The organism is Pseudomonas sp. L5B5, assembly GCF_020520285.1.
GTDB lineage: Bacteria > Pseudomonadota > Gammaproteobacteria > Pseudomonadales > Pseudomonadaceae > Aquipseudomonas.
Map to the genome: position 1 here is coordinate 4,623,130 of NZ_CP084742.1, position 24,647 is coordinate 4,647,776.

24 protein-coding genes are annotated in these 24,647 nt (G+C 64.9%); 10 read left to right on the top strand and 14 right to left on the bottom strand.

Annotated elements, in window-relative coordinates:
- Positions 1–3 precede the first annotated feature (3 nt).
- The 5 genes from metX to LGQ10_RS21130 form a co-directional block, all read right to left on the bottom strand.
- Positions 4–1,143: a homoserine O-succinyltransferase MetX gene (metX, locus tag LGQ10_RS21110; protein ID WP_058435043.1), complete on the bottom strand. Its 1,140-nt coding sequence runs from the start codon at positions 1,141–1,143 to the stop codon at positions 4–6.
- 106 nt (positions 1,144–1,249) lie between these two features.
- The gene (locus tag LGQ10_RS21115; RefSeq protein ID WP_022641624.1) at positions 1,250–1,543 is read right to left on the bottom strand and encodes a DUF167 domain-containing protein; all 294 of its coding nucleotides are present in this window, start codon (positions 1,541–1,543) and stop codon (positions 1,250–1,252) included.
- On the bottom strand, positions 1,543–2,130 hold the full coding sequence (locus LGQ10_RS21120; protein ID WP_058435042.1) for a YggT family protein: 588 nt from the start codon (positions 2,128–2,130) through the stop codon (positions 1,543–1,545). The genes LGQ10_RS21115 and LGQ10_RS21120 overlap by 1 nt, the downstream gene beginning before the upstream one ends.
- A gap of 24 nt (positions 2,131–2,154) precedes the next feature.
- Entirely contained in the window at positions 2,155–2,973 is an 819-nt protein-coding gene (proC, locus tag LGQ10_RS21125) for a pyrroline-5-carboxylate reductase (RefSeq protein ID WP_226523095.1), read from the bottom strand.
- Between the two features lie 34 nt (positions 2,974–3,007).
- Positions 3,008–3,706 (bottom strand): YggS family pyridoxal phosphate-dependent enzyme, encoded by a 699-nt coding sequence (locus LGQ10_RS21130; protein ID WP_226523096.1) that lies wholly within the window; start codon positions 3,704–3,706, stop codon positions 3,008–3,010.
- Positions 3,707–3,899: 193 nt separating this feature from the next.
- On the opposite strand from LGQ10_RS21130, the gene LGQ10_RS21135 reads away from it, so the two are divergent.
- On the top strand, positions 3,900–4,934 hold the full coding sequence (locus tag LGQ10_RS21135; protein ID WP_058435266.1) for a type IV pilus twitching motility protein PilT: 1,035 nt from the start codon (positions 3,900–3,902) through the stop codon (positions 4,932–4,934).
- Between the two features lie 45 nt (positions 4,935–4,979).
- Here the strand turns inward: LGQ10_RS21135 and LGQ10_RS21140 are convergent, their stop codons facing one another.
- Entirely contained in the window at positions 4,980–5,603 is a 624-nt protein-coding gene (locus tag LGQ10_RS21140) for a C40 family peptidase (protein WP_058435265.1), read from the bottom strand.
- Positions 5,604–5,853: 250 nt separating this feature from the next.
- Here LGQ10_RS21140 and LGQ10_RS21145 point away from each other — a divergent pair, with 250 nt between their 5' ends.
- Entirely contained in the window at positions 5,854–6,273 is a 420-nt protein-coding gene (locus LGQ10_RS21145; protein WP_058435264.1) for an NINE protein, read from the top strand.
- 114 nt (positions 6,274–6,387) lie between these two features.
- On the opposite strand, the gene LGQ10_RS21150 is transcribed toward LGQ10_RS21145, so the two are convergent.
- The 7 genes from LGQ10_RS21150 to gshB form a co-directional block, all read right to left on the bottom strand.
- On the bottom strand, positions 6,388–7,659 hold the full coding sequence (locus LGQ10_RS21150; RefSeq protein WP_226523097.1) for a dihydroorotase: 1,272 nt from the start codon (positions 7,657–7,659) through the stop codon (positions 6,388–6,390).
- Positions 7,656–8,660: an aspartate carbamoyltransferase catalytic subunit gene (locus tag LGQ10_RS21155; protein ID WP_058435262.1), complete on the bottom strand. Its 1,005-nt coding sequence runs from the start codon at positions 8,658–8,660 to the stop codon at positions 7,656–7,658. Before LGQ10_RS21155 ends, LGQ10_RS21150 begins: the two co-directional genes overlap by 4 nt.
- A gap of 27 nt (positions 8,661–8,687) precedes the next feature.
- On the bottom strand, positions 8,688–9,194 hold the full coding sequence (gene pyrR / locus LGQ10_RS21160; RefSeq protein WP_058435261.1) for a bifunctional pyr operon transcriptional regulator/uracil phosphoribosyltransferase PyrR: 507 nt from the start codon (positions 9,192–9,194) through the stop codon (positions 8,688–8,690).
- 249 nt (positions 9,195–9,443) lie between these two features.
- Positions 9,444–9,881: a Holliday junction resolvase RuvX gene (gene ruvX / locus LGQ10_RS21165; protein ID WP_058435260.1), complete on the bottom strand. Its 438-nt coding sequence runs from the start codon at positions 9,879–9,881 to the stop codon at positions 9,444–9,446.
- Positions 9,881–10,450 carry a YqgE/AlgH family protein gene (locus tag LGQ10_RS21170; RefSeq protein WP_058435259.1) on the bottom strand — a complete coding sequence of 190 codons (570 nt, stop codon included), beginning with the start codon at positions 10,448–10,450 and terminating at the stop codon, positions 9,881–9,883. Before LGQ10_RS21170 ends, ruvX begins: the two co-directional genes overlap by 1 nt.
- Before the next feature lie 81 nt (positions 10,451–10,531).
- Entirely contained in the window at positions 10,532–11,431 is a 900-nt protein-coding gene (locus tag LGQ10_RS21175; protein ID WP_226523098.1) for an energy transducer TonB, read from the bottom strand.
- 129 nt (positions 11,432–11,560) lie between these two features.
- On the bottom strand, positions 11,561–12,532 hold the full coding sequence (gshB, locus tag LGQ10_RS21180; protein WP_058435257.1) for a glutathione synthase: 972 nt from the start codon (positions 12,530–12,532) through the stop codon (positions 11,561–11,563).
- Positions 12,533–12,777: 245 nt separating this feature from the next.
- Here gshB and pilG point away from each other — a divergent pair, with 245 nt between their 5' ends.
- The 6 genes from pilG (at position 12,778) to LGQ10_RS21210 (ending at position 22,732) form a co-directional block, all read left to right on the top strand.
- Positions 12,778–13,182, top strand: a complete 405-nt coding sequence (gene pilG, locus LGQ10_RS21185; protein ID WP_058435256.1) for a twitching motility response regulator PilG — start codon at positions 12,778–12,780, stop codon at positions 13,180–13,182.
- Between the two features lie 57 nt (positions 13,183–13,239).
- Positions 13,240–13,605, top strand: a complete 366-nt coding sequence (gene pilH, locus LGQ10_RS21190) for a twitching motility response regulator PilH (protein ID WP_058435255.1) — start codon at positions 13,240–13,242, stop codon at positions 13,603–13,605.
- An 11-nt stretch (positions 13,606–13,616) separates the two neighbouring features.
- Positions 13,617–14,156 carry a chemotaxis protein CheW gene (locus LGQ10_RS21195; protein WP_058435254.1) on the top strand — a complete coding sequence of 180 codons (540 nt, stop codon included), beginning with the start codon at positions 13,617–13,619 and terminating at the stop codon, positions 14,154–14,156.
- Positions 14,157–14,286: 130 nt separating this feature from the next.
- Positions 14,287–16,350 carry a methyl-accepting chemotaxis protein gene (locus LGQ10_RS21200; protein ID WP_058435253.1) on the top strand — a complete coding sequence of 688 codons (2,064 nt, stop codon included), beginning with the start codon at positions 14,287–14,289 and terminating at the stop codon, positions 16,348–16,350.
- A 27-nt stretch (positions 16,351–16,377) separates the two neighbouring features.
- Positions 16,378–22,281, top strand: a complete 5,904-nt coding sequence (locus LGQ10_RS21205; protein WP_226523099.1) for an Hpt domain-containing protein — start codon at positions 16,378–16,380, stop codon at positions 22,279–22,281.
- Positions 22,274–22,732 carry a chemotaxis protein CheW gene (locus LGQ10_RS21210; RefSeq protein WP_058434714.1) on the top strand — a complete coding sequence of 153 codons (459 nt, stop codon included), beginning with the start codon at positions 22,274–22,276 and terminating at the stop codon, positions 22,730–22,732. The genes LGQ10_RS21205 and LGQ10_RS21210 overlap by 8 nt, the downstream gene beginning before the upstream one ends.
- A gap of 158 nt (positions 22,733–22,890) precedes the next feature.
- Here the strand turns inward: LGQ10_RS21210 and LGQ10_RS21215 are convergent, their stop codons facing one another.
- Entirely contained in the window at positions 22,891–23,451 is a 561-nt protein-coding gene (locus tag LGQ10_RS21215; protein WP_226523100.1) for an NADAR family protein, read from the bottom strand.
- Between the two features lie 159 nt (positions 23,452–23,610).
- Between LGQ10_RS21215 and LGQ10_RS21220 the strand changes: the two genes are divergently transcribed.
- Both LGQ10_RS21220 and LGQ10_RS21225 read left to right on the top strand, forming a co-directional pair.
- The gene (locus tag LGQ10_RS21220) at positions 23,611–24,240 is read left to right on the top strand and encodes a transcriptional regulator (protein ID WP_226526173.1); all 630 of its coding nucleotides are present in this window, start codon (positions 23,611–23,613) and stop codon (positions 24,238–24,240) included.
- Positions 24,203–24,619, top strand: coding sequence for a hypothetical protein (locus LGQ10_RS21225; protein ID WP_058434711.1), 417 nt, complete (start codon positions 24,203–24,205; stop codon positions 24,617–24,619). The genes LGQ10_RS21220 and LGQ10_RS21225 overlap by 38 nt, the downstream gene beginning before the upstream one ends.
- Positions 24,620–24,647 lie beyond the last annotated feature (28 nt).

Below are 24,647 nucleotides of genomic sequence, written 5' to 3' on the forward strand. Positions count from 1 at the left end.
TCCTCACAGCGTGATGCGGTTCATGTAGTGACCAAATGCCTGCAGGTAGCGCGGGATCGGGATCAGGAAGGCGTCGTGGCCCTGCGGTGCGTCGATCTCCAGGTAGCAGACGTCCTTGCGGGCGGCCATCAGCGCATCCACCAATTCTCGCGAGCGGGCCGGGGAGAAGCGCCAGTCGGTGGTGAAGGACATCACGCAGAACCTGGCCGTGGCGCCAGCGAAGGTCCTGGCCAGGTCGTCGTCGAAGTTGGCGGCCGGGTCGAAGTAGTCCAGGGCCTTGGTCATCAGCAGGTAGGTGTTGGCGTCGAAGCGTCCGGAGAACTCCTCGCCCTGGTAGCGCAGGTAGCTTTCCACCTGGAATTCCACGTTGTGGAAGTCGTAGTTGAGTTTCTCGCTCTTGAGGCCGCGGCCGAATTTCTCGCCCATGGAGTCGTCGGACAGGTAGGTGATGTGCCCCACCATGCGCGCCAGCATCAACCCGCGCTTGGGGATCACGCCCTGTTCCTGGAACGAGCCGCCGTGGAATTCCGGGTCGGTGAGGATGGCCTGGCGCGCCACTTCGTTGAAGGCGATGTTCTGTGCCGACAGCTTGGGCGCCGAGGCGATGGCCAGGCAATGGCGAACCCGGTCCGGGTAGGTGATGGTCCACTGCAGGGCCTGCATGCCCCCCAGGCTGCCGCCGATTACCGCTGCCCACTGGCCAATGCCCAGGCGGTCGGCCAGGCGGGCCTGGCTGTGCACCCAGTCTTCCACGGTGAGTACCGGGAAGTCGGCGCCGAAGGGCCTGCCGGTGTCCGGGTTGAGGCTGCTGGGGCCGGTAGAGCCGTTGCACCCGCCGAGGTTGTTGAGGCTGACCACGAAGAACCTGCTGGTATCGATCGGCTTGCCGGGGCCGATGCAGCTGTCCCACCAACCGGGCTTGCGGTCGTCGGGGCTGTGGTAGCCGGCGGCATGATGATGGCCCGACAGGGCGTGGCAGATCAGCACCGCGTTGCTGGCGCTGGCGTTGAGCTGGCCGTAGGTTTCGTAGATCAGGTCGTAGGCCGGCAGCGAGCGACCGCAGGCCAGGGCCAGGGGTTCGCTGAAGTGCGCAACTTGAGGTGTGACCAGACCAACGGAATCGGCGGGAAAGGCAGTTGGCATCGACCCTGCTCTCATTCAAATGAGGCGTAAGTCTAAAGACCGCTGTGTCCAGCGGCAAGCAAAGCCCGGGCCTGTATTTCGTTGCTGGAAATGGCCTGTCGACGAATCAGGCCGGGCGCGCCAGGCCCGGCAGCTCGGGGAGTTTCTTCGGCGCTAGCAGGCGCACCCGTTTCTGCCGGTTCAGCTCGCCACTGACCAGGCTGACGTGGCTCTTGGGGATGCCGAAGGCCTTGGCCAGGAACGCCATCAGGTGCGCATTGGCCTTGCCTTCGACGGGCGGGGCAGTGAGGCGGATCTTCAGCCGGTCGCCGTGCAGGCCAGCGAACTCGTCGCTGCTGGCCTTGGGTTGCAGGTGGCAATCGAGCAACAGGTCGTCACCGTCCCAGCGAAAGTAGCTCATCAGATCAGCCCGAACAGCTCGCGGGGCATGAAGGTGTAGAGCGCCAGGCGTGGAATCAGCCCTTGCTGCAGTAGCTGGATCACGATGAATGCCAGGATCGGCGAGATATCCAGGCCGCCCAGGTTGGGCACGACGCGGCGGAACGGCGCCAGTAGCGGCTCGCTCAGCTGGTAGGCCAGTTCGGCGCCGGGGCTCTGGCTGCCGGGCGCGACCCAGGACAGGATCACGCTGATGATCATGGCGAAGAACCAGATCTTGAGGAACAGCGCGAAGAGGCCGATCGGCGCCCAGAGCAACAGGCCCAGTACGTTGAAGGGGATGTAGCTGAGGGTCAGGATGATGGCGAACAGGACCATCTGCACGATCAGCGCCAGCACCAGCGAGGACATGTCCAGGCCGAACATGCTGGGGATGACCCGACGCAATGGCTTGAGCAGCGGTTGGGTGGCGCGCACGATGAACTGGCAGATGGGGTTGTAGAAGTTGGCCCGCACCGCTTGCAGCATGAAGCGCAGCAGGACTACCAGCAGGTAGAGGCTGCCCAGGGTCTGGATCACAAAAATGGCAGCGTCGTTGAGTCCGAACATTGTCGATTCCTTTGTAGGGGCGAATTAGCGGCCGAGTTGTTCGGCCATTTCTGCCGAACGGTGCGCGGCGGCACCCAGAGCTTTTTCCACCAGGGCCTCGAAACCGTCGGCCTGGAACGACTTGATCGCCGCCTCCGTGGTGCCGGCCGGCGAGGTTACGCGGCGGCGCAGTTCGGCGGCGTCCACGTCGCTGGAGACCGCCATGTGGGCGGCGCCCAGGGCGGTTTGCAAGGTCAGCTGGGCAGCGGTTTCCCGTGGCAGGCCGAGTTTTTCGCCAGCGGCGGTCATGGCTTCGATCAGCAGGAAGAAATAGGCGGGCCCGCTACCGGAAACGGCGGTCACCGCATCCAGTTGCTGCTCCTGCTCCAGCCACAGGGCCGTGCCCACGGCAGACAGCAGCTCTTCGGCCTGGCGACGCTGCTCGGTGCTCACCCGGGAAGTGGCGTACAGGCCGCTGACGCCCTGGCGCAGCAGGGCAGGCGTGTTGGGCATGCAGCGTACGATCGGCTGCTCGCCCAGCCAGTTGCCCATGCTCGAGCAGGTGATGCCGGCAGCGATGGAGACCACCAGCTGGTGGGGCTGCAGGCTTGGACGCAGGGCCTCGCACACGGCCTTCATGGCCTGCGGCTTGACCGCCAGGACGATCACGTCGACGCCGGCGATGGCCTCGGCGTTATCGGCGAAGACCTGGATGCCGTGCTCGGCGGCGACCTTGGCCCGGGTCTGCTCGCCCGGGTCGCTGGCGCGGATCTGCGAAGCCTCGAGGCCCTTGGCCCGCAGGCCGCCGATGAGACTGGCCGCCATGTTGCCGGCACCGATAAAAGCGATACGAGTCGTGTTCATGACAGGTCCTTATCAGGGGTCAGGGCCAGTCCTTTCAGGACTGGCTGTAGTCGCGGGCGCCAAACAGGGCGGTACCGATCCGCACCCAGGTGGCGCCTTGGGCGATGGCCGCTTCGAGATCGTGGCTCATGCCCATGGAAAGAGTGTCCACGGGCAGCCCCAGGCTGCCGCGCAGGTCGTTGTTCAGGGTCTGTACCGCGGCAAAGGCGGCGTGCTGGGCAGCGAGATCCTCGGTGGGTTCGGGAATCGCCATCAATCCGCGCAGGCGCAGGCGTGGCAAGGCGCTGATGGCGCGGGCCAGGGCCGGCAGATCGGCCGCGGTGCAGCCGGACTTGCTGGCCTCGCCACTGACATTGACCTGGATGCAGATGTTCAGCGGGCCCAGTTCGGCCGGGCGCTGCTCGGACAGGCGTTGTGCGATTTTCAGGCGGTCCACGGAATGCACCCAGTCAAAGTGCTCGGCGATGGCGCGAGTCTTGTTCGACTGAATGGGGCCGATGAAGTGCCAACTCAAGGGCAGATCGATCAGCTCCTGCTGCTTGCCCAGGGCTTCTTGCAGATAGTTCTCGCCGAAATCGCACAGGCCGGCAGCGTGGGCCTCGCGCAGGGCGGCGGCAGGCTTGGTCTTGCTCACGGCCAGCAGCCGGACGCTGTCCGGGGCACGCTGTGCGGCCTGGCTGGCGCTGCGGATGCGTTCGGCTACCTGGGCGATGTTGTCTGCTATCGTGGACATTCGATTCCGTCTCAAAAGTATCTGCGGTGGGCGCCTGAGAGCCTGGCCGCCACCTGCCGCGTAATCCACCAGCCCCTGCCTGTCGATCGGCCCGTGCGTTGCTTCCGGGCCGTGCCGGACATTGTCCTGCACCAGCCTGCGGGCACGCAGGGGGGCTGAAGCTCGCGGCATTCTACTGGAATTGGGGGGCACTATGGACATCACCGAACTGCTGCGATTGAGCGTCTCGCGAGGCGCTTCCGATCTGCACCTGTCCGCCGGGCTGGCGCCGCTGTTGCGCATCGATGGCGATATCTGCCCGCTGCAGGGGCCGATACTGGATGCGCAGCAAGTGCTGGTACTGATCCACAGTCTGATGAACGAGACGCAGCGTGCGACCTTCGCCACCCAGCGGGACCTGGACTTCGCCCATGAACTGCCGGGGGTGGCGAGGTTTCGGGTCAATGCCTTCCAGCATGCCCGGGGCGCCGGAGCGGTGCTGCGGTTGATCCCTTCGCGGGTGCAGGGCCTGGATGAGTTGGGCCTGGGGGCGGTGTTCCGGCAGGTCAGCGAGCTGCCTCGGGGGCTGGTACTGGTGACCGGACCCACCGGCAGCGGCAAGTCCACCACCCTGGCGGCGATGATCGATCACCTGAACCGGACCCGTCATCAACACATCCTTACCCTGGAGGACCCCATCGAGTTCATTCACCCACCGCAAGCTTGCCTGGTGCACCAGCGTGAGGTGCCACGCGACAGCCACAGTTTTGCCACGGCCCTGCGCGCGGCACTGCGTGAGGACCCCGATGTGATCCTGCTGGGTGAGCTGCGTGACCTGGAGACCATTCGCCTGGCGCTGACCGCCGCGGAAACCGGGCACCTGGTGTTCGCCACCCTGCACACCTCGTCGGCGGCCAAGACCATCGACCGGCTGGTGGATGTGTTTCCGGGAGAAGAAAAGGCCCTGGTGCGCTCGATGCTGGCCGAATCGCTGCAGGCGGTGATTGCCCAGGTGCTGCTCAAGCGAGTGGGCGGCGGGCGAGTGGCGGCACATGAAATCATGCTGGGCACGGCGGCGATCCGCAATCTGATCCGCGAGGACAAGGTGGCGCAGATGTATTCGGCAATCCAGACCGGTGGTGCTCAGGGTATGCAGACCCTGGACATGAGCCTGAAAGCGTTGCTGGGGCGGGGGGTGATCAGTCGCGAGCAGGCGCGGGAGAAGGCGCGGATGCCGGAAAGTCTTTGAAGGGAAGTGCGTTCGCCGCCTGGTTGAGCAGGCGGCGAGTCGGGATCAGCGCTGGACGACCCGCAGGGTCTTCTGTTCCTTGGGCAGGACCCGCTTGGCAACCACGTAGTGATTGTCCCAGTAGGGTTTCTTCAGGGTATCGATGCTCACTGCCTTGCCGCGCCGAGGGGCGTGGATGAAGCGATCATTGCCCAGGTAGATGGCGACGTGGTTGACTTTGCGGCTCTTGATGTTGAAGAACAGCAGGTCGCCCGGCTTGAGGTCCTTGCGCTCGACCTTCTGCCCGTGGCCGCTGGCCATGGCGTTGGAGGTGCGCGGCAGGTCCACGGCGGCGACGTCATTGAAGGCGTACTTCACCAGGCCGCTGCAATCGAAACCCTTGCTTGGGCTGCTACCGCCCCAGCGATAAGGTGTACCGAGGGCATTGACGGCGCGACTGAGTACATTGCTGCTCTGCTTGGCACCCATCTGGGGCACCAGCTTGCTGTCGACCTTGGCCAGCTGGGTGGAATGCTTGATTGAAGTCTTGTGCTTGGCAGCGACCGTCGAAACGTGGGATTTCGGGGTGTAGCCGTTGACGTTGGGAAGTCGTTGCTCACGGTTGGTGGCGTGGGCGGCCAGTGGCATTAATAGGCAAATGGTTAGCCATGTCTTGAAAAATGGACGCATTAGGCAAGGCTCTTATTGGTTAGCGCGCAACTTTATAACAGCTTTCAGGTCATTTCCGAGGCCGTTTGTCGATTCAACCTTGAGGTCAACTTCGGCAAAGAGGCGGCAACTTGACGCAGAAAACCGTCAGAAGTCAGGCAATACAAGGCTTTGACGGACGACAAGGTAGCACCGACCGTATGTCGAGTGCCTGTAAAAAAGTCACAAAGTTTTTGAGAAAATTTATCTATCACCCGCCAAGAGGCACTTAATGAACACCTATCGTCAGGACGCATCCACCCAGGACACCCACAGCAAGGTGATCGGTTACCTGTTGTGGATTTTCGGTTTTACCGGTGCCCACCGCTTCTATTACGGCAAGCCGGTGACCGGGACCCTCTGGTTCTTCACCTTCGGCCTGCTGGGTATCGGTTGGCTGATCGACTTGTTCCTGATCCCGGCCATGGACCGCGAAGCGGACCTGCGGTTTACCTCGGGGCCGATTGAATACAGCGTGGCCTGGATCCTGCTGACCTTCCTCGGGGTATTGGGCGTACACCGCATGTACCAGGGCAAATGGCTGAGCGGGGTGATCTACCTGTTCACCGGCGGCTTGTTCTTCCTTGGGGTGCTGTACGACTTCTGGACACTGAACGACCAGGTCTCCCTGGAAAACGCCAAGCGCCGTTGATCCCGTCATCGGCGCCGGCGGTGATGGCTCATGTAGCGGCTGTCGCGGCAGGCCAGCAGCAGGAGCGGCGGCCCCTTCGGAGCCGCTCGCAGCCTGCGGCAGCTACAGGATCAATCAGCCCTGGTGGCTGATATGCCCGTCCACCAGGGTGTAGCGCACTGCGCCGGGCAGGCTGTGGCCGAGGAACGGACAGTTCTCGCCACGGGACAACCACCGCTCGCCGGCCACGGTGGAGCTGGCCGGGTCGAACAGCACCAGGTCCGCTGCACCGCCCACGGCCAGCTTGCCGGCTGGCAGGCGCAAGGCATCTGCCGGGCCGGCGCTCAGGCGCGCCATCAGGGTCGGCAGGTCCAGGAGGCCGTCCTGCACCAGGGTCAGGGCCAGCGGCAGCAACAGTTCGACGCTGCTGATCCCCGGCTCGGTCGCGCCGAACGGTGCCAGCTTGGCGTCGCGTTCATGGGGCTGGTGATGGCTGGCAATCGCCTGTACTACGCCGGACTTCACCGCAGCACGCAGGGCGTCCCGATCGGCTCGTGAGCGCAGGGGCGGCTGTACGTGGTACAGGCTGGAGAAGTCGATCAGCGCTTCGTCGGTCAGGATCAGCTGATACAGCGCCACATCGGCTGTAACCTGCAGGCCACGGGCCTGGGCCTGGGCGATCAGCTCCACTCCCCGGGCGCTGGTCAGCTGGCTGAAGTGCGCCCGTACGCCGCTTTGCTCCACCAGCAGCAGGTCGCGGGCCAGGGCCACGGTCTCCGCGCTTTCGGGGATGCCCGGCAGGCCGAGGAAACTGGCGGTGGCGCCTTCATGGGCCAGGCCGCCTTCGGCCAGGTCGCGGTCCTGGGAGTTGAAGATCACCGTCAGGTCGAACGTGGCGGCGTATTCCAGGGCACGGCACAGGGTACGGGTGCTGCGAAAACCCTCCAGGCCGTTGCCGAAGGCCACGCAACCGGCATCGCGCAGGGCGATCAGCTCGGCCAGTTGTTCGCCTTCCAGGCCCTTGCTCAAGGCGCCAATCGGGAACACCTTGCTGTTGCCGGCCTCCCGGGCGCGGTCGAGGATCAGTTCGGCCACCGCCGAGGTGTCCAGCACCGGCTTGGTGCGAGGAGGGCAGCACAGGCTGGTGACGCCGCCGGCGGCAGCGGCACGGGTTTCGCTGGCGATGCTGCCCTTGCGGCTGTAGCCCGGCTCGCGCAGGGCGACGTTCAGGTCCACCAGGCCGGGGGCGGCCACCATGCCCTTGCCGTCGATCACGGTGACGGCGTTGAAACCGGTCGGGGCGCCGCCGATGGCGGCGATCTTGCCGGCGTCCAGGTGCAGGTCGGTAACTTGATCCAGGCCGCTGCTTGGATCGATGACGCGGGCGCCGAGAATGCTGAGCTTCACTGGGCGTTCTCCTGCTCGAATTGTCGCTGGGCGGTCTGCCCGCTCATGGCCATGGACAGTACGGCCATGCGTACTGCGATGCCGTAGGTCACCTGGTTGAGGATCACCGAATGTGGACCGTCGGCCACCGCCGACTCGATTTCCACACCGCGATTGATCGGCCCTGGGTGCATGACGATGGCGTCGGGCTTGGCACCCGCCAGGCGCGTGGTGGTCAGGCCGAACAGGCGGTAGAACTCGCCCTCGCTGGGTAGCAGGCCGCCCTGCATGCGCTCGCGCTGCAGGCGCAGCATGATCACTACGTCCACGTCCTTGAGGCCCTCGGCCATGTCGGTGTAGACCTTGACCCCGTACTGCTCGATACCGATGGGCAGCAGCGTCTTGGGCGCGATCACGCGGATGTCCGGGCAGCCGAGGGTTTTCAGCGCCAGCATGTTCGAGCGCGCGACCCGCGAGTGCAGGATGTCGCCGACGATGGCCACCGAGAGGTTCTCGAAGCTGCCCTTGTGCCGGCGGATGGTCAGCATGTCGAGCATGCCCTGGGTCGGGTGAGCGTGGCGGCCGTCGCCGCCGTTGATGATCGCCACCTGGGGGCAGACATGTTCGGCGATGAAGTGCGCGGCGCCGGAGTCGCCATGGCGTACCACGAACATGTCGGCAGCCATGGCTTCAAGGTTGCGCAGGGTGTCGAGCAGGGTCTCGCCCTTGCTCGCCGAGGACGTCGATACGTTCAGGGTGATCACGTCAGCCGACAGTCGCTGGGCGGCCAGTTCGAAGGTGGTGCGGGTGCGGGTGGAGTTCTCGAAGAACACGTTGCACACGGTCTTGCCGCGCAGCAGGGGGACTTTCTTCACTGCCCGGGCGCCGACTTCGAGGAAGGAGTCGGCGGTGTCGAGGATTTCCGTCAGCAGTTCGCGGTTCAGGCCGTCGAGGGAGAGGAAGTGGCGCAGCTGGCCCTGATCGTTGAGCTGCAGCGGGCGCTTGGCGTCTAGAGGCGTCATCGCAATGGACTCTTTAAAAGGGCGGGTTTAGGGGGCGACGTCTTGGAGCTCGAGTTGAAGCGGCGCAGGACCGGACAATTTTACTCGCTCATGGGTCGCCAGCGACAGGGTCGCGCCCACCACGTTCGGCCGGATCGGCAGCTCGGCGGCGTTCAGGTCCAGCAGGCAGACCAGGGTCACGCTGGCCGGGCGGCCATAGTCGAACAGCTCGTTGAGGGCGGCGCGGATCGTCCGGCCGCTCATCAGCACGTCGTCGACCAGTACCAGGTGCTGGCCTTCGATCTCGAACGGCAGTTCGGAGGGGCGTACTTGCGGGTGCAGGCCGTTCTGGCTGAAGTCGTCGCGATAGAAGGAGACGTCCAGGGTGCCCAGGGGGGCATCGCTGCCCAGGGCTTCCAGCAGGGCCTGGGCCACCCACACGCCACCGGTGCGGATACCGATGAAGCGTGGTTCGCTGATGGTGCGCTGGACCAGGTGGGCTTTGAGATCGATGGCCATCTGGCTGATCAGGGCGACGGGATTGGGCAGGCTCATGGTGGCTCCTTCGTGGGCTCGCGCCTGACTGCCGGGCAGTTGGGCGCGGGGACTTAGAACCTGCTCGCGATCTGCTGCGCTTGGCGCTGGAAATGGCTTCGAATGCTCATTTAGGTGCCTAAACTGCGCTTTCTTGGCGATGTCTGCCTTGCCTGGGCGTCGCTCGCTGGATCGTGAACAGGTTCTTGCGGCTGGTGTTGGGCCAGGAGACGCGCAGCTGCGGGCCGCGCGTCTTCGGGATCGTGATCTCTAGGTATTGAGCAGCGTGGCATTCTCGTCGAGCCAGCCCTGCAGCAGGAGGGCAGCGGCGATGGCGTCCACCGGATTGTCCCGATAGCTGCCTTTCTGTCCGCCCCGGGCCAGGCGCTCGCCCTTGGCCTCGAAGGTGGTCAGGCGCTCATCGTGGGTATAGAAGGGCACATTGAAGCGGCCATTCAGGCGCCGGGCGAACTTCTCGGCACGCAGGCACATCTCGCTGGGCGTGCCGTCCATGTTCAGTGGCAGGCCCACCACGACCGCATCGGGCTGCCATTCCTTGAACAGGGCTTCGACCTGGCTCCAGTCCGGTACGCCATTCTGCGCCCTCAGGGTGCACAGCTCCCGGGCCTGGCCGGTGATGGCCTGGCCCACGGCAACGCCGATCTGCCGGGTGCCGTAGTCGAAGCCGAGGATCAGTCGCAAGGCCATCAGGCGTGACCCGCCTGGCTGGTGAGCAGGCTGAGGTTGACGCCCAGGTGGCGGGCGGCCGCTTCCAGGCGCAGTTCGCTGCTGGTGTTGAACAGGATGTCGGCGTCGAAGGGGCAGGTCAGCCAGGCGTTGTCCGCCAGCTCGGCTTCCAGTTGCCCGGCTTCCCAGCCGGCATAACCCAGGGCGATCAGGCTCTTGGCCGGCCCCGAGCCATCGGCGATGGCGAACAGCACGTCCTGGGAGGTGGACAGCGACAAGCCCTCGAGTTCCACCGTGGCCTGGTAAACCGGGCCGCTGGGGTGCAGGACGAAGCCGCGGTCGGTCTGTACCGGACCGCCGCTGAAGACCGGCACATGCTGGCACAGCAGTGGTGGCTCCTCGTCGGGGCGCAGTTGCTCCAGGATATCGGCGAGGTTCAGGTCCTGCGGGCGGTTGACCACCAGCCCCATGGCACCACTGGCGTTGTGCTCGACGATGTAGGTCAAGGTCTGGGCAAAGTTCGGGTCGGCCATGTGCGGCATGGCGATCAGGAAGTGATGCTTGAGGTAGCTGGGGCTGACATTTTTCATGAGCGCTAGTGTGGCGGCGACGGGCCCGGCTGACAAGCTGGCGATGCACCCGCCGCCCGGGTCACGGTGCCAGGCGGGTGGTCAGTTGCTGGACAGCTTGTCGCCCCGGGCGAATCGCCAGGTGCGGATGATTTCCAGGCGGTCGATGTCCGACAGGTCACCGGTGAAAGGCGCGAACGGCGCGGCCAGGCGCACGATACGCTGGGCGGCCTGGTCGAGCAGTGGCTGGCCGGAGGACTCCAGCACCAGCACTTCATACAGCGAGCCGTCGCGATTGATCGACACCATCAGCCGCAGGTTGCCGTAGATCTGCTTGCGCCGGGCCTCCTCGGGGTAGTTGAGGTTGCCGATGCGCTCGACCTTCTTGCGCCACTCGTCCTTGTACCAGGCACCCTTGTCGCGCATGGTCGAGGCCGCGCTCAGTCGGTGGATACGGGGGCGCTTGGCGTACAGCTGCTGTTCGTTGGCCAGCTCGGCCTCCAGGCTGGAGATCTCGCTGGACAGTTGCGAGCTGTCGAACGAAGGGGCGTCGGCCTTGGGCGTCGGCTCCTTCTTGACCTCTTCGCGCTGGGTCACGGTCTTTTTCGGTTTGGGCGCAGTGGTGGCCACCGCAGCCTTGGGTGCCACTTCCTTGACCTGCGGCTTGACCGATGGCGGTGGCACGACCTTTTTCACCGAATTGTCCTGGAACGGCGCTACTTCGGTGGTCTTGGGAATCGCCTTCTTGTCCAGGGTGCCGCTGCCTTGCTGGTTTTCCTGGGCCAGGAAGTCGGCCTTCTTCGGCTTGGTCTCGCTCTTGAAGGTGGCCAGGGTGATTTCCAGGGTCTTGCTGATCTGCTGGGGCTCGGCAAAGGAAAACCCCAGGCCCAGGATCAGTGCCAGGTGCAGGAGCGCCGCGAGGAACAGGGTGAATCCCAGGCGATCGGCCGCGCGGACGCCACCGTGGGCCAGTTCGGGTGGCAGGTCGGACGGAAGGCTCATTGGCAGTTCGGCATCACAGCAGGCATTGCACAACCAACATCACGGTTTCACAGGCGGCGCATGATAACGCAATGTTGGTTTCAAGCCGTAAGCCTCAATCTTCAAGCGACAGGCTGCATGTGATGTAGGTCAACTTTGCGGCTTGCTGGTTGCAGCTTGCAGCTTCTTGTCGATGGCATCCATGAGCATGGCGCCGATGTTGGTGCCGAAGGCGTTGTCGATTTCGCGGATGCAGGTCGGGCTGGTGACGTTGATTTCCGTCAGGTGCTCGCCGATCACGTCGAGGCCGACGAACAGCAGGCCCTTGGCCCTCAGGGTCGGGCCGACCTGGGCGGCGATCCAGCGATCCTTGTCGCTCAGTGGCCGGGCCTCGCCACGCCCTCCGGCTGCCAGGTTGCCACGGGTCTCGCCAGCAGCGGGAATGCGCGCCAGGCAGTAGGGTACCGGCTCGCCGTCGATCATCAGGATGCGTTTGTCGCCGTCCTTGATTGCCGGCAGGTAGGCCTGGGCCATGATCTGCTGGCTGCCCAGCACGGTGAGGGTTTCGAGGATCACCGACAGGTTCGGATCGCCCGCCCGATGGCGGAAGATCGAGGTGCCGCCCATGCCGTCCAGCGGCTTGAGGATCACGTCACCGTGTTCGGCGGCGAACTCGCGCAGCACATCGGCGCGGCGGCTGACCACGGTGGGTGGCGTGCACTGCGGGAACAGCGTGGCGAACAGCTTTTCATTGCAGTCGCGCAGGCTCTGGGGCTTGTTGACCACCAGCACGCCGGCGTTCTCGGCCTGCTCCAGCAGGTAGGTGGAGTAGACGAACTCCATGTCGAAGGGCGGGTCCTTGCGCATCAGGATCACGTCCAGGTCGCTCAGCGGGCTGTCGATCTCGTCCCCCAGCTCGAACCACTTCTGCGGGTCGGCGAAGACCTGCAGCGCACGCATGCGGGCCCGAGCCACGCCAGCGCCCTGGTAGAGGTCGCGCTGCTCCATATAGAAGAGGCTCCAGCCACGCTCCTGGGCGGCCAGCAGCATGGCCAGCGAGCTATCCTTTTTGTAGGAGATGCTGGCGATAGGGTCCATGACAATCCCGACGCGAACGCTCATGGGGTGGATTCCTTCAAATGATTGGGTGGGCGCAAGGCTAAGCAAGGCGAAAAAGTGGCGTCAGAGTGGCGCTGACAGAGACTTGGGTCAAGGAAAAACCACTGCCTGGCGTGCTCCATGGATTGCAGGGGGAGAGTGTGCTAAAAAGGCTCGCATGCCGGGCCGAGGCCTTGAAGTTCAAGGGTTCCGGGCGTTGGCAGCGGCATCCGATCCAATCGATTCGCTGGGGCGACGGTAGAGCAGATATGGAACAGCATTCCAACGCCTTGAAGGTGATGGTGATCGACGACTCGAAGACGATTCGCCGCACGGCCGAAATGCTGCTGAAGAACGTCGGTTGCGAGGTCATCACCGCAGTGGACGGTTTCGAGGCCCTGGCCAAGATCGTCGACCACCATCCCGGCATCATCTTCGTCGACATCATGATGCCGCGCCTCGACGGTTATCAGACCTGTGCGCTGGTCAAGAACAACAGCGCGTTCAAGTCCACTCCCGTGATCATGCTGTCCTCCAAGGACGGGCTGTTCGACAAGGCCAAGGGCCGTATCGTCGGCTCCGACCAGTTTTTGACCAAACCCTTCAGCAAGGAAGAACTGCTGAGCGCGATCAAGGCCCATGTCCCGGACTTCGTCGCGCTTGCGCAACAGTAGACACGCACAGCGATGCCCGGCCAGCGGGCCGCGCGCCTATACCGTATGGGGAAGACCATGGCTCGTATCCTGATCGTCGATGATTCGCCGACCGAAATGTACAAACTCACCGGCATGCTGGAAAAGCACGGCCATGAAGTGCTCAAGGCCGAGAACGGCGCCGACGGTGTGGCCCTGGCCCGGGAAGAAAAACCCGATGCGGTGCTGATGGATATCGTCATGCCCGGACTCAATGGCTTCCAGGCCACTCGCCAGCTGACCAAGGACGCCGAGACCAGCCATATCCCGGTGATCATCATCACCACCAAGGATCAGGAAACCGACAAGGTCTGGGGCACCCGCCAGGGCGCCAGGGACTACCTGACCAAACCGGTGGAAGAAGAGACCCTGATCAAGACCCTGAACCACGTCCTGGCCGGCTGAACGCCCGCGCCATGAGTGAATCCCGGACCGCCTTCGAACTGCTGCTGGAGATCGACCAGCGCTGTCGCGTGCTGGCTGCCGACCTGCCCTCACAGGAAACCCGCCAGCACAGCTGGAGCGGTATCGGTTTCCGCCTGGGCAGCCATTGGTATGTCGCGGCCATGGGCGAGGTCAGCGAGGTCCTGCATGAGCCGCGCTACACCCTGCTGCCGGGAGTCAAGCCCTGGGTCAGGGGCGTGGCCAACCTGCGCGGGCGGCTGCTGCCGATCATGGACCTGTGCGCATTCCTTGGTCATGAGCTGTCGCCCCTGCGCAAGCAGCGCCGGGTACTGGTGGTGGAATACAAGGACCTGTTCGTCGGCCTGCTGGTGGATGAAGTGGCGGGCCTCAAGCATTTTGCCCAGGACACCCTGGAGCCCGGCCTCAGCGATTCTGCCGACGTCGCGATCAACCCCTACCTGCAGGGGCAGTTTCGCCGCGAGCAGATCTGGCAGGTCTTCAGCCCCCTTGCCCTGGCTCGCTCACCTCGCTTCCTGGAGGTGGCGGCGTGAACGGCGCCACGGCGCCTGCGTTATCCATCGCAGTACCACGGGAGGCCTGGGCCTTTCTGGATCAACCCACGTCGTCCCGGTGTCCCGGGCGGCCGTATGCGGGAACGCCCGCTCGCCACAGGCCTGATCGATGACCAAAGCCAAACCCGGCATGCCCCAGGAGGGCTCTCGCAGCCGCTCGCAGATCATCGTGCTGTTCATCGCACTGATCGTGTTCATCATGCTGCTGTTCGCCAACTTCGCCTACCTGAACACCCAGGCCACCTATGACAAGCAGTACATCGGCCATGCCGGTGAACTGCGCGTGCTGTCCCAGCGCATCGCCAAGAACGCCACCGAGGCCGCCGCGGGCAAGGCCGCGGCGTTCAAGCTGCTGGCCGATGCGCGCAACGATTTCGCCCAGCGCTGGAGTTACCTGAAGCAGGGTGACCCGGCCACCGGCCTGCCGGGCGCCCCGGTGACGCTGCGCCAGGAAATGCGTGCGGTGCAGCTGGACTGGGAAAAACTGCTGAAGAACGCCGATGCCATCCTGGCCAGCGAGCAGACGGTGCTGTCGCTGCATCAGGTGGCCGCGACCCTGGCCGAAACCGTGCCGCAGTTGCAGGTGGAGTACGAGAAGGTCGTGGAGATCCTCCTGCAGCGTGGCGCTCCCGCCAGCCAGGTGGCCATGGCCCAGCGCCAGTCGCTGCTGGCCGAGCGGATTCTCGGCGCGGTCAACACCGTGCTGGCCGGGGATGAGAATGCAGTACAGGCCGCCGACGTCTTTGGCCGTGATGCCGCGCGCTTCGGCCAGGTGCTCAACGGCATGCTGCAAGGCAACCCGGGGCTGAAGATCAGCCAGGTCGAGGACCCCGACGCAAGGGCCCGGCTGGCGGAGATTTCCGAGTTGTTCGAGTTTGTCTCCGGCTCCGTGGACGAGATCCTCGAGACGTCCCCCGAGCTGTTCCAGGTGCGCGAGTCCGCCAGCAGCATCTTCAGCCTGTCCCAGACCCTGCTGGACGAGGCGTCGCGCCTGGCCAGCGGTTTCGAGAACCTGGCCGGCAGCCGCAAGCTGGACACCATCGGCGGTTATGTCCTGGGCCTGCTGGCCCTGGCCTCGGTCATCCTCATCGGCCTGGTGATGGTCCGCGAGACCAATCGCCAGCTGCGCGAGACCGCATTGAAGAACGAGCGCAACCAGAACGCGATCATGCGCCTGCTGGACGAGATTGAAGACCTGGCCGACGGCGACCTCACGGTGACGGCCTCGGTGACCGAGGACTTCACCGGGACCATCGCCGATTCCATCAACTATTCCGTCGACCAGCTGCGGGACCTGGTGGCCACCATCAACCTCACCGCCGGCCAGGTAGCTGGCGCCGTGCAGGAAACCCAGGCCACCGCAATGCAACTGGCCGAAGCCTCGGAGCACCAGGCACAACAGATTTCCGAAGCTTCCACGGCTATCAACGACATGGCCCAGTCCATCGACCAGGTATCGGCCAACGCGGCGGAGTCCTCGGCGGTGGCCGAGCGTTCGGTGGAGATTGCCAACAAGGGCAACGAAGTGGTGCACAACACCATCCACGGCATGGACAACATCCGCGAGCAGATCCAGGACACCGCCAAGCGAATCAAGCGCCTGGGTGAGTCTTCCCAGGAAATCGGCGACATCGTCAGCCTGATCGACGACATTGCCGACCAGACCAATATCCTGGCCCTGAACGCGGCCATCCAGGCGTCCATGGCCGGTGATGCCGGGCGCGGTTTTGCCGTGGTCGCCGACGAAGTGCAGCGGCTGGCGGAGCGTTCCTCGGCCGCTACCCGGCAGATCGAGACCCTGGTCCGGGCGATCCAGACCGACACCAACGAAGCGGTGATCTCCATGGAACAGACCACCACCGAAGTGGTACGCGGCGCGCGCCTGGCGCAGGATGCCGGCGTGGCCCTGGAGGAAATCGAAGGCGTGTCCAAGACTCTCGCGGCTTTGATCCAGAGCATCTCCAACGCGGCCCAGCAGCAGACTTCCTCGGCCGGGCAGATTTCCCTGACCATGAACGTGATCCAGCAGATCACCTCGCAGACCTCGTCCGGTTCCACGGCGACCGCCGAGAGCATCGGCAACCTGGCGAAGATGGCCAGCCAGTTGCGCCGTTCGGTGTCCGGTTTCACCTTGCCGGCGACCCGGGCCCCGGCCACCAATGACAACCGTTGACTGAAGCACGGCCCGACTGGAGTGGTTATGGTTGATCGGCACGACTACGTGGCCCTCGAATGGGTCAAGGGCGCTATTGCCGAAACCCTGAAGCAGGCGCATCAGGCGCTCGAGCACCTGGCGGAAGACCCCCAGGCCCTCGACGCCCTGGACCAGTGCCTGGAAGGCATCCATCAGGTCCACGGCAGCTTGCAGATGGTGGAGTTCTACGGCGCCGCGCTGCTGGCCGAAGAGATGGAGAAACTCGCCCTGGCCCTGCAGCAGGGCCGTGTGGCCCAGCGCGAGGAAGCCCTGCGTCTGCTGCGCCAGGCCATCGGCCAGTTGCCGCAATACCTGGACCGTGTGCAGAGCGCACGCCGCGACCTGCCGCTGGTGGTGCTGCCGCTGCTCAACGACCTGCGCAGCGCCCGTGGCGAGAGCCTGCTGTCGGAAACCAGCCTGTTCAGCCCGCAGTTGCCCAGCCTGCCGCCGTTGGGCGACAAGGCCCTGGCAGCCCTGGAACCGCCGGAGCTGCCGACCCAGTTGCGCAAGCTGCGGCACATGTTGCAGACCGCCCTGGTGGACCTGCTGCGCGAACAGGACGATGAAATCAGCCTGGGCCACATGGCCAAGGTCTTCGAGCGCCTGGAGGCGCTGTGCCAGGATGCACCGCTGGCGCCCTTGTGGCACATCGCCTCGGCCTTGGTGGAAGGCATGCGCCAGGGTGTCATCGCCAACAGCCCGGCGGTGCGCAGTCTGCTCAAGGATGCCGACAAGGAGCTCAAGCGCCTGCAGGAGCAGGGCATGCCGGGGATCAACCGGGCAGCCCCCGACGAGTTGCTCAAGAGCCTGCTGTTCTATATCGCCAAGGCGCGCCATCCCACCCCATTGATGCTGACCATGAAAGAACGTTACGGACTGGACGACGCTTTGCCCGACAGCGCAGTAGTCGATGAAGAGCGGGCCCGCATGGCCGGGCCCGACCGCGATGCCCTGCGCTCGGTACTGACCGCCGTGTGCGATGGCCTGGTGCGGGTCAAGGAGCGCCTCGATCTGTTCGTGCGCAGCGACCGCCAGCACACCGATGACCTGGACAGCCTGCTGTCGCCCCTGCGACAGATCGCCGACACCTTGGCCGTGCTGGGGTTTGGCCAGCCGCGCAAGGTGATCATCGACCAGCTGGCGGTGGTCCAGAGCCTGGCCCAGGGCCAGCGCGCGCCGGATGACGCGGTCCTGATGGACGTCGCCGGCGCGCTGCTGTACGTCGAGGCGACCCTGGCCGGCATGGCCGGCGCCGTGGAACCGGAGAACCGCGAGGAAAGCCGCCTGCCCACCACCGACCTGACCCAGATCCACCAACTGGTGATCAAGGAGTCGCGGGTCTGCCTGCAACAGGCCAGGGAGCTGATCACCGAGTCGATCGAGGCTGCCTGGGAGCACGAGCCTCTGCTGGCCCTGCCGGAACTGCTGACCCAGGTGCGCGGCGCCCTGGCGATGATCCCGTTGCCCCGGGCGGCCGCATTGCTGCAAGCCTGCAACCGCTTTATCGGCGAACGGCTGCTGGCGGCCCCGGCCCGGCCCGGCTGGCGGCAGCTGGATCACCTGGCGGATGTGATCACCAGCCTGGACTATTACCTGGAGCGCCTGAACGAAGACCCCGAGGCTCCGGGGGAGAAAATCCTCGATATCGCCCAGCAAGGCCTGGAGGCCCTGGGGTATGAGCCGCAAGCCCAGGTGCCGCTGCTGGAGCAACCCCTGGACCCGGCCGCCGCCCAGGACCTGGCGGATCAGCAAGTGCTGGATGATCCCCTGGTGGCGCAATCCCTGGCCGATGTCCTGGCCGCGCCGGTTTCGCTCCTTAACCCACCGGCCTTGAGCACGCCGGGCAGCCTGTTGCCGCCGCCCGGGGACGAGGAACCGGTGGACGACGAGTTGCGCGAGGTGTTCCTCGAGGAAACCGAGGAAGTGCTGGAAATGCTTCGCGAGTACCTGCCGCGCTGGGAGGACGACCCCCAGGGCAAGTCCGCCTTGAGCGAACTGCGCCGAGCCTTCCATACCCTCAAGGGCAGTGGCCGCATGGTCCGTGCCCTGGTGCTCGGGGAGCTGGCCTGGGCGGTGGAGAACCTGCTCAACCGGGTGCTGGAACGCAGTGTGCAGCCCAGCGCCGACATCCACCAGCTGCTGGCTGACACCTTGCAGCTGCTGCCCGAGCTGATCGGCGAGTATGCCGCCCATGCCCAGCGCCAGCGTGACGATGTCGATCGCCTGGCTGCCCGGGCCCATTCCCTGGCCAGTGGCGCCGCGACCCCGGTACCGCGCGAGGATGTCCTAGACCCGCAACTGCTGGAGATTTTCCGCACCGAGGCCCAGACCCACCTGGACAGCATCAACCGTTTTCTCGACCAGGCCGCCGACCAGATGCCGCTGCAAGCCAGCGATGCGTTGCAACGGGCGTTGCACACCCTCAAGGGCAGCGCCTCGATGGCCGGTGTGTGGCCGATCGCCGAATTGGCCGGCCCTTTCGACCAACTGGCGCGGGAATACCGGGCGCACCTGATTCCCTTGGACCTGGACGAAGTTGAACTGTTGCTGGAGGCCGAAGGCCTGCTGCGCAAGGGCCTGCGGCAGCTGGACAGCACCCCGCTGGCGCCCATCGACGGCGCCCGTGCGCTGGCCGGTCGGGCCCTGGCCCTGCTGGGCGAGCGCCTGGAAGCCCTGCTCGATGCGCCGGATAGCGCCCCCCGGGCCAAGCGCGACCCGCAACTGATCAACGACTTCCTGGCCCACGGCATGGACATCCTGCTGGATGCCGAAAGCCTGCTGTTGCGCTGGCAGCAGCATCCCGGCGAACGCCAGGAGCTCAGTGCCTTGCTGGATGAACTGACCACCCTGGGTGAAGGTGCGCACCTGGCGGACCTGCAGCCGGTGGACGAACTCTGCGAAGCCCTGCTCGACCTGTACGGCGCGGTGGAGGAAAGCAGCCTGGCGGTCAGCGAGCGGTTCTTCCATGAGGCCCAGGACGCCCATGAGGCACTGATCAACATGCTCGACGAACTGGCCGCCGGCCAGGAAGTCAGCCCATGCCCCGAGCGGCTCCGGGCCCTGCGTGCATTGCTGGACGAGGGCCTCGATCCATCTGCCACCGGCCTGGTCAAGAGCGATGGCAGCCGGGCCTTGAGCATCAGCGAGCTGGGCATGGCCACTGCAAGTCTTGCGCGACAGGCGCCGGAGCAGGCGGATGACGAGTTGGTGGAGATCTTCCTCGAGGAGGCGGTGGATATCCTCGACAGCGCCGACCAGGCCTTGCAGCGCTGGTTGTCCGATCCGGAAAACGGCGCGCCGCTGTCGTCCCTGCAGAGGGACATGCACACCCTCAAGGGTGGGGCACGGATGGCCGAGGTGGCGCCGGTGGCCGAGCTGGCCCAGGAGCTGGAGTCGCTGTACGAAGGCCTGGTGGATCGCCGCTACAGCCACGGCCAGCACCTGGGCCTGCTGCTGCGGGGCAGCCATGAACAGCTGGCCCTGCTGCTCCAGCAATTGCAGGGGCAACGGCCCCTGGACGACTCCCGGGCCCAGGTCGAGGCGGTACGGGCCTACCGGCAGCAGGCGGCCAGCCCCGTCGAAGCCGTGCCGGACTCCGAGGTCCCGGATCACGCGGCCCAGGACCCCGAGCTGCTGGAAATCTTCCTCGAAGAGGGTTTCGACATCATCGACAGCTCGGCTGCTGCCCTGAGCCGCTGGCAAGCCGAGCCCCAGTCCCGCCAGGAGGTGGAGACCCTGCTGCGCGACCTGCATACCCTCAAGGGCGGTGCCCGGATGGTGGAGATCAGCGCCATCGGCGACCTGGCCCACGAGCTGGAGTTCCTCTTCGAGGGCCTGTCGGCCGGCCTGCTGCAGCCCAGCCCGGTGCTGTTCACCTTGTTGCAGAAGAGCCACGACCGCCTGGCGCAGATGCTCGATGCCGCCCGCGCCGGACAGCCGATCGAAGCGGCGCAGAAGCTCATCGACGCGATCCACGACCTGAGCCACCCCCGCGTACCCGCCACCCCGGGCCCGGAGCTTGCGCCGCCAGCCGGCAAGCCCGAGCCGGCCGCGTCGCAGCCGGAGGTGGCGGCCGGGGCAGACATGGTCAAGGTCTCGGCAGAGTTGCTGGATGACCTGGTGAACCTGGCCGGGGAAACCTCGATCTTCCGAGGCCGCATCGAGCAGCAAGTCAACGATGCCCGGGTGACGTTGAACGAGATGGAAACCACCATCGAGCGGATCCGCGACCAGTTGCGCCGCCTGGACACCGAGACCCAGGGCCGGATCCTCAGCCGCCAGCAGGTGGACGCCGAGCGCCTGGGTTACGAAGAGTTCGACCCGCTGGAAATGGATCGCCATTCCCAGCTGCAACAACTGTCCCGGGCCTTGTTCGAGTCGGCCTCGGACCTGTGGGACCTCAAGGACACCCTCGACCGGCGCAACCATGATGCTGCAGACCTGCTGCAACAGCAGGGGCGGATCAACACCGAGTTGCAGGAGGGGCTGATGCGCACCCGCATGGTGCCGTTCGAGCGCATGGTTCCGCGCCTGAGACGTATCGTCCGGCAAGTGGCCGAAGAGCTGGGCAAGGATGTCGAGTTCGTGGTCGGCAACGCCGAGGGCGAGATGGACCGCAATGTCCTGGAACGCATGGTGGCCCCCCTGGAGCACATGTTGCGCAACGCCGTCGACCATGGCCTGGAGTCGGCCGAGGCCCGCCGTGCGGCAGGCAAGCCGGCGCAGGGGCAGATCACCCTGGACCTGTCCCGGGAGGGCGGCGACATCGTCTTCGACATGCGCGATGACGGCGCCGGGGTCCCCCTGGAGGCCGTCCGCAGGAAGGCCATCAAGCGCGGCCTGCTGGACCCGCTGGCGCAACTCAGCGACCGCGAGGTGCTGCAGTTCATCATGCAGCCAGGGTTCTCCACCGCCGAGAAGATCACCCAGATCTCCGGGCGCGGGGTGGGCATGGACGTGGTCCATGAAGAAGTGCGCCAACTGGGCGGCAGCATGAGCATCGACTCGGTGGCCGGGCAGGGTGTGCACTTTCGCATCCGCTTGCCGTTCACCGTCTCGGTCAATCGCGCGTTGATGGTCCAGTGTGGCGATGAGCAATATGCGATCCCGCTCAACACCGTGGAGGGCATCGTGCGGGTCATGCCGGGCGAGCTGGATGCCTATTACCAGCTCGACCCGCCGCGCTACCAGTACGCCGGCCAGTGCTACGAGCTGTGCTATCTCGGTGAACTGCTCAATACCGTGCAACGGCCCAAGCTGCTGGGCCAGGTGCTGGCACTGCCGGTACTGCTGGTGCAGTGCAACGAACAGCGGATCGCGGTGCAGGTGGACGCTACCTTCGGCACCCGGGAGATCGTGGTCAAGAGCCTGGGGCCGCAGTTCGCCGCAGTCCAGGGACTGTCCGGGGCGACCATCCTCGGCGATGGCCGGGTGGTGCTGATCCTCGACCTGCTGGCTCATATTCGCGCCCGCCAGGACCAGCCGCCGCAGCCCCGGGCCAGCGGTGCCGAAGCCTCGGGCGAGGCGCAGCCGCCACGGCCGATGCTGGTGCTGGTGGTGGACGACTCGGTCACCGTGCGCAAGGTCACCAGCCGCCTGCTGGAGCGCCACGGCATGAACGTGCTGACCGCCAAGGACGGGGTCGATGCCATGGCGCTGCTGGCCGAACACACCCCGGACCTGATGCTGCTGGATATCGAGATGCCGCGCATGGACGGTTTCGAGGTGGCGATCCAGGTGCGCAACGACCCGCGCCTGCAGCACCTGCCGATCATCATGATCACCTCGCGCACCGGTCAGAAGCACCGCGACCGGGCCATGGCCATCGGCGTCAACGACTACCTCGGCAAGCCCTATCAAGAGTCGGTGCTGCTGGAAAGCATCGCCCTGTGGAGCAAGAACCATGCTTGACCACCGCGCAAGCAGCCTCACCGGGCTGTTGCTGCCCCTGGCCGACCGCACCTTGATCCTGCCCAACGTGGCCGTGGCCGAGCTGATCGACTACCAGCAGGGCAGCTTCGACCTGGACTCGCCGCCCTGGTACCTGGGCCGGGTGCTGTGGCGTGACCGGCAGATTCCGCTGATCAGCTTCGAGTCGGCCTGCGGCAGCCCCACGGTTATCGGCGAGCGGGCGCGGATCGTCGTGCTCAATGCCCTGGGCGGGCGCGCGGAAGTGAAGTTCATCGCCTTGCTGGTGCAGGGCATTCCGCGTTCCTGCAAGCTCGACAGCCAGTTGAGCTACGTCGATGTACCCCTGGCTCCGCTGGAGAAAGCCGCGGTGCAGGTGGCCGAGCAGGTGGCCCGGGTGCCGGACTTGCTGGCCCTGGAAGAGTGGCTGGTGGCTGCCGGGCTGGCCCTCTAGCAGACCGTTGAAAAACGTAGGTGAGGCAGTCAGCGCAAGGCAAAAAAACAGGCGAAAAAGCGCAGTTTACGAGTGGTAAATGAGCATTTTGACCGGGCTGGCGCACCAGCTTGTTTTTAACGCAGCGATGGCAACGCAGGTAGTTTTTCAACGGCCTGCTAGGCGCCGCGCAGGCGGTCGCGCACCTCCATCAGTGCATAACCCAGCAGGTTGAGCCCGCGCCACTTCGCCGGCTGAGCAGCCTTGGCGTCGTCGGCTGCCAGGCCGATGCCCCAGATCCGATCCACCGGGCTGGCTTCCACCAGCACCTGCTTGCCGGTCGACAGCAGATAGTCGCCCAGGGCCTGATGCTGGCTGAACTTGGCCAGATTGCCGCGCACCACGATGGCAAAGCGTGCCTCGGTCCAGCGAGCATCATCGAAGCCGCGCACCTCGCGGCCCAACTGCTTGACGTCGGCAGGCGCCACGGCCTGGATGATCCGCGCGTGGGTCTGCTGGTCGTCGAACAGCAAGGCCTTGCCAGCCATCATGTAGTGCTCGGCGGTAGGGTAGTGAATGCCATCGAGCTCGAAACCGGTAGCGAACCACTGGCTGAAACAGCTTGGCGAAATGCGCCCGTCACGGGGCGGCTGGTGGCCCCAGAACATCAGGTAATCGGGTTTCAGGCCTTGCTTGATCTGCTCCAGCAGCGCCTGGTTCGAGCGAATCGGTGTGTCCATGCTGACTCTCATCTTGGTCTACCCAGGCCATTCATAGGCCGGTACGGCGGGCATTGTGTACCGGGAGCGGGGAGGGCGCTATTGGCAGGAAATTCTTCGGTATTGATCAGTCCCCAAAAGGGACCTATCGTTCCCTTTTTAGGACCTCTTGAGGTGAGTATGTCGAATCGATCTTTGAGCCAGGCGCTATTTACCTCAACCCAGCAGAAAATCCTCGGGCTGCTCTTCGGCAAGCCTGACCAGAGCTTCTACGCCAATGAGATCGCTCGTTGGGCGCAGGTGGGCAAGGGCAGCCTGATGCGTGAACTGGAGCGTCTTCATGGCGCGGGCATTTTGCTGCTGACCCGCCAGGGTAACCAGACTCACTACCAGGCCAACGATCAGTGTCCGATCTATCACGAACTACTGGGTATCGTGCACAAGACATTCGGTATTGCCGATCCGTTGCGGCTGGCGCTGATGCCCTTCGCAAGTCAATTGGTATGGGCCTTTGTCTATGGTTCGGTGGCCCGTGACCAGGCTCACGCATCCAGTGACATTGATCTCATGTTGATCGGCCAGGACCTGCATTACAGTGAGGTCATGGAACGGCTGCTGCTTACGGAAGAACAGCTTGGCCGGCCGATCAACCCTACCCTGTACACCCCAGAGAACTGGATCGCCAGGCATGTGGCCGGGAACAGTTTTGTCCAGCGGGTCAGGCAACAGGACAAGATCACCTTGCTGGGGTGCGACCCCATGGAGTCCATGGATGGACGGACAGCACAACCTGGAGAACCTGCTACGTAGCAACGCCTTGAAGGCTGAACCCAGCGACACGCGTGAATGTGCAGGGTTACTGCGTTCTGCGGCGCAACGCTTGCAGGACGTGGGCACACCCGGCTTGTCCTTCTCCAGCCGCTTCGATTTGGCCTACAACGCGGCCCATGCTGCTGCGCTCTGTGCCTTGCGCCTGCAAGGCTATCGTTCCGAAAAACGCTATCTGGTATTTCAGTGCCTGGGACTCACCGCAGGCCTGGACCGGGTGCGAGTGCGTCTGTTCGCGTTGTGTCACGAGCGGCGCAACCTGGCGGAATATGAAGGCTACATGGATGAAGATGAAGACCTGCTGGAGGCGTTGCGAGTCAGCACCCAGCATTTGCTGGAGCAGATCACGGACAGAATGTAGCGCCTGAATCATTACGCCCAGCGTAACG

What these genes read in the sequence shown, in the direction of transcription:
- LGQ10_RS21115 (WP_022641624.1), bottom strand. Translation starts at nt 1,543, where the DNA reads ATGAGCTACTTTCGCTGGGACGGTGACGACCTGTTGCTCGATTGCCAC.
- LGQ10_RS21210 (WP_058434714.1), top strand. Translation starts at nt 22,274, where the DNA reads ATGCTTGACCACCGCGCAAGCAGCCTCACCGGGCTGTTGCTGCCCCTG.
- LGQ10_RS21120 (WP_058435042.1), bottom strand. Translation starts at nt 2,130, where the DNA reads ATGTTCGGACTCAACGACGCTGCCATTTTTGTGATCCAGACCCTGGGC.
- ruvX (WP_058435260.1), bottom strand. Translation starts at nt 9,881, where the DNA reads ATGGCCTTGCGACTGATCCTCGGCTTCGACTACGGCACCCGGCAGATC.
- LGQ10_RS21170 (WP_058435259.1), bottom strand. Translation starts at nt 10,450, where the DNA reads ATGAAAAATGTCAGCCCCAGCTACCTCAAGCATCACTTCCTGATCGCC.
- LGQ10_RS21135 (WP_058435266.1), top strand. Translation starts at nt 3,900, where the DNA reads ATGGACATCACCGAACTGCTGCGATTGAGCGTCTCGCGAGGCGCTTCC.
- LGQ10_RS21200 (WP_058435253.1), top strand. Translation starts at nt 14,287, where the DNA reads ATGACCAAAGCCAAACCCGGCATGCCCCAGGAGGGCTCTCGCAGCCGC.
- LGQ10_RS21205 (WP_226523099.1), top strand. Translation starts at nt 16,378, where the DNA reads ATGGTTGATCGGCACGACTACGTGGCCCTCGAATGGGTCAAGGGCGCT.
- LGQ10_RS21155 (WP_058435262.1), bottom strand. Translation starts at nt 8,660, where the DNA reads ATGACGCCTCTAGACGCCAAGCGCCCGCTGCAGCTCAACGATCAGGGC.
- proC (WP_226523095.1), bottom strand. Translation starts at nt 2,973, where the DNA reads ATGAACACGACTCGTATCGCTTTTATCGGTGCCGGCAACATGGCGGCC.
- LGQ10_RS21140 (WP_058435265.1), bottom strand. Translation starts at nt 5,603, where the DNA reads ATGCGTCCATTTTTCAAGACATGGCTAACCATTTGCCTATTAATGCCA.
- LGQ10_RS21220 (WP_226526173.1), top strand. Translation starts at nt 23,611, where the DNA reads ATGTCGAATCGATCTTTGAGCCAGGCGCTATTTACCTCAACCCAGCAG.
- pilH (WP_058435255.1), top strand. Translation starts at nt 13,240, where the DNA reads ATGGCTCGTATCCTGATCGTCGATGATTCGCCGACCGAAATGTACAAA.
- pyrR (WP_058435261.1), bottom strand. Translation starts at nt 9,194, where the DNA reads ATGAGCCTGCCCAATCCCGTCGCCCTGATCAGCCAGATGGCCATCGAT.
- gshB (WP_058435257.1), bottom strand. Translation starts at nt 12,532, where the DNA reads ATGAGCGTTCGCGTCGGGATTGTCATGGACCCTATCGCCAGCATCTCC.
- LGQ10_RS21130 (WP_226523096.1), bottom strand. Translation starts at nt 3,706, where the DNA reads ATGTCCACGATAGCAGACAACATCGCCCAGGTAGCCGAACGCATCCGC.
- LGQ10_RS21195 (WP_058435254.1), top strand. Translation starts at nt 13,617, where the DNA reads ATGAGTGAATCCCGGACCGCCTTCGAACTGCTGCTGGAGATCGACCAG.
- LGQ10_RS21175 (WP_226523098.1), bottom strand. Translation starts at nt 11,431, where the DNA reads ATGAGCCTTCCGTCCGACCTGCCACCCGAACTGGCCCACGGTGGCGTC.
- metX (WP_058435043.1), bottom strand. Translation starts at nt 1,143, where the DNA reads ATGCCAACTGCCTTTCCCGCCGATTCCGTTGGTCTGGTCACACCTCAA.
- pilG (WP_058435256.1), top strand. Translation starts at nt 12,778, where the DNA reads ATGGAACAGCATTCCAACGCCTTGAAGGTGATGGTGATCGACGACTCG.
- LGQ10_RS21215 (WP_226523100.1), bottom strand. Translation starts at nt 23,451, where the DNA reads ATGGACACACCGATTCGCTCGAACCAGGCGCTGCTGGAGCAGATCAAG.
- LGQ10_RS21145 (WP_058435264.1), top strand. Translation starts at nt 5,854, where the DNA reads ATGAACACCTATCGTCAGGACGCATCCACCCAGGACACCCACAGCAAG.
- LGQ10_RS21225 (WP_058434711.1), top strand. Translation starts at nt 24,203, where the DNA reads ATGGACGGACAGCACAACCTGGAGAACCTGCTACGTAGCAACGCCTTG.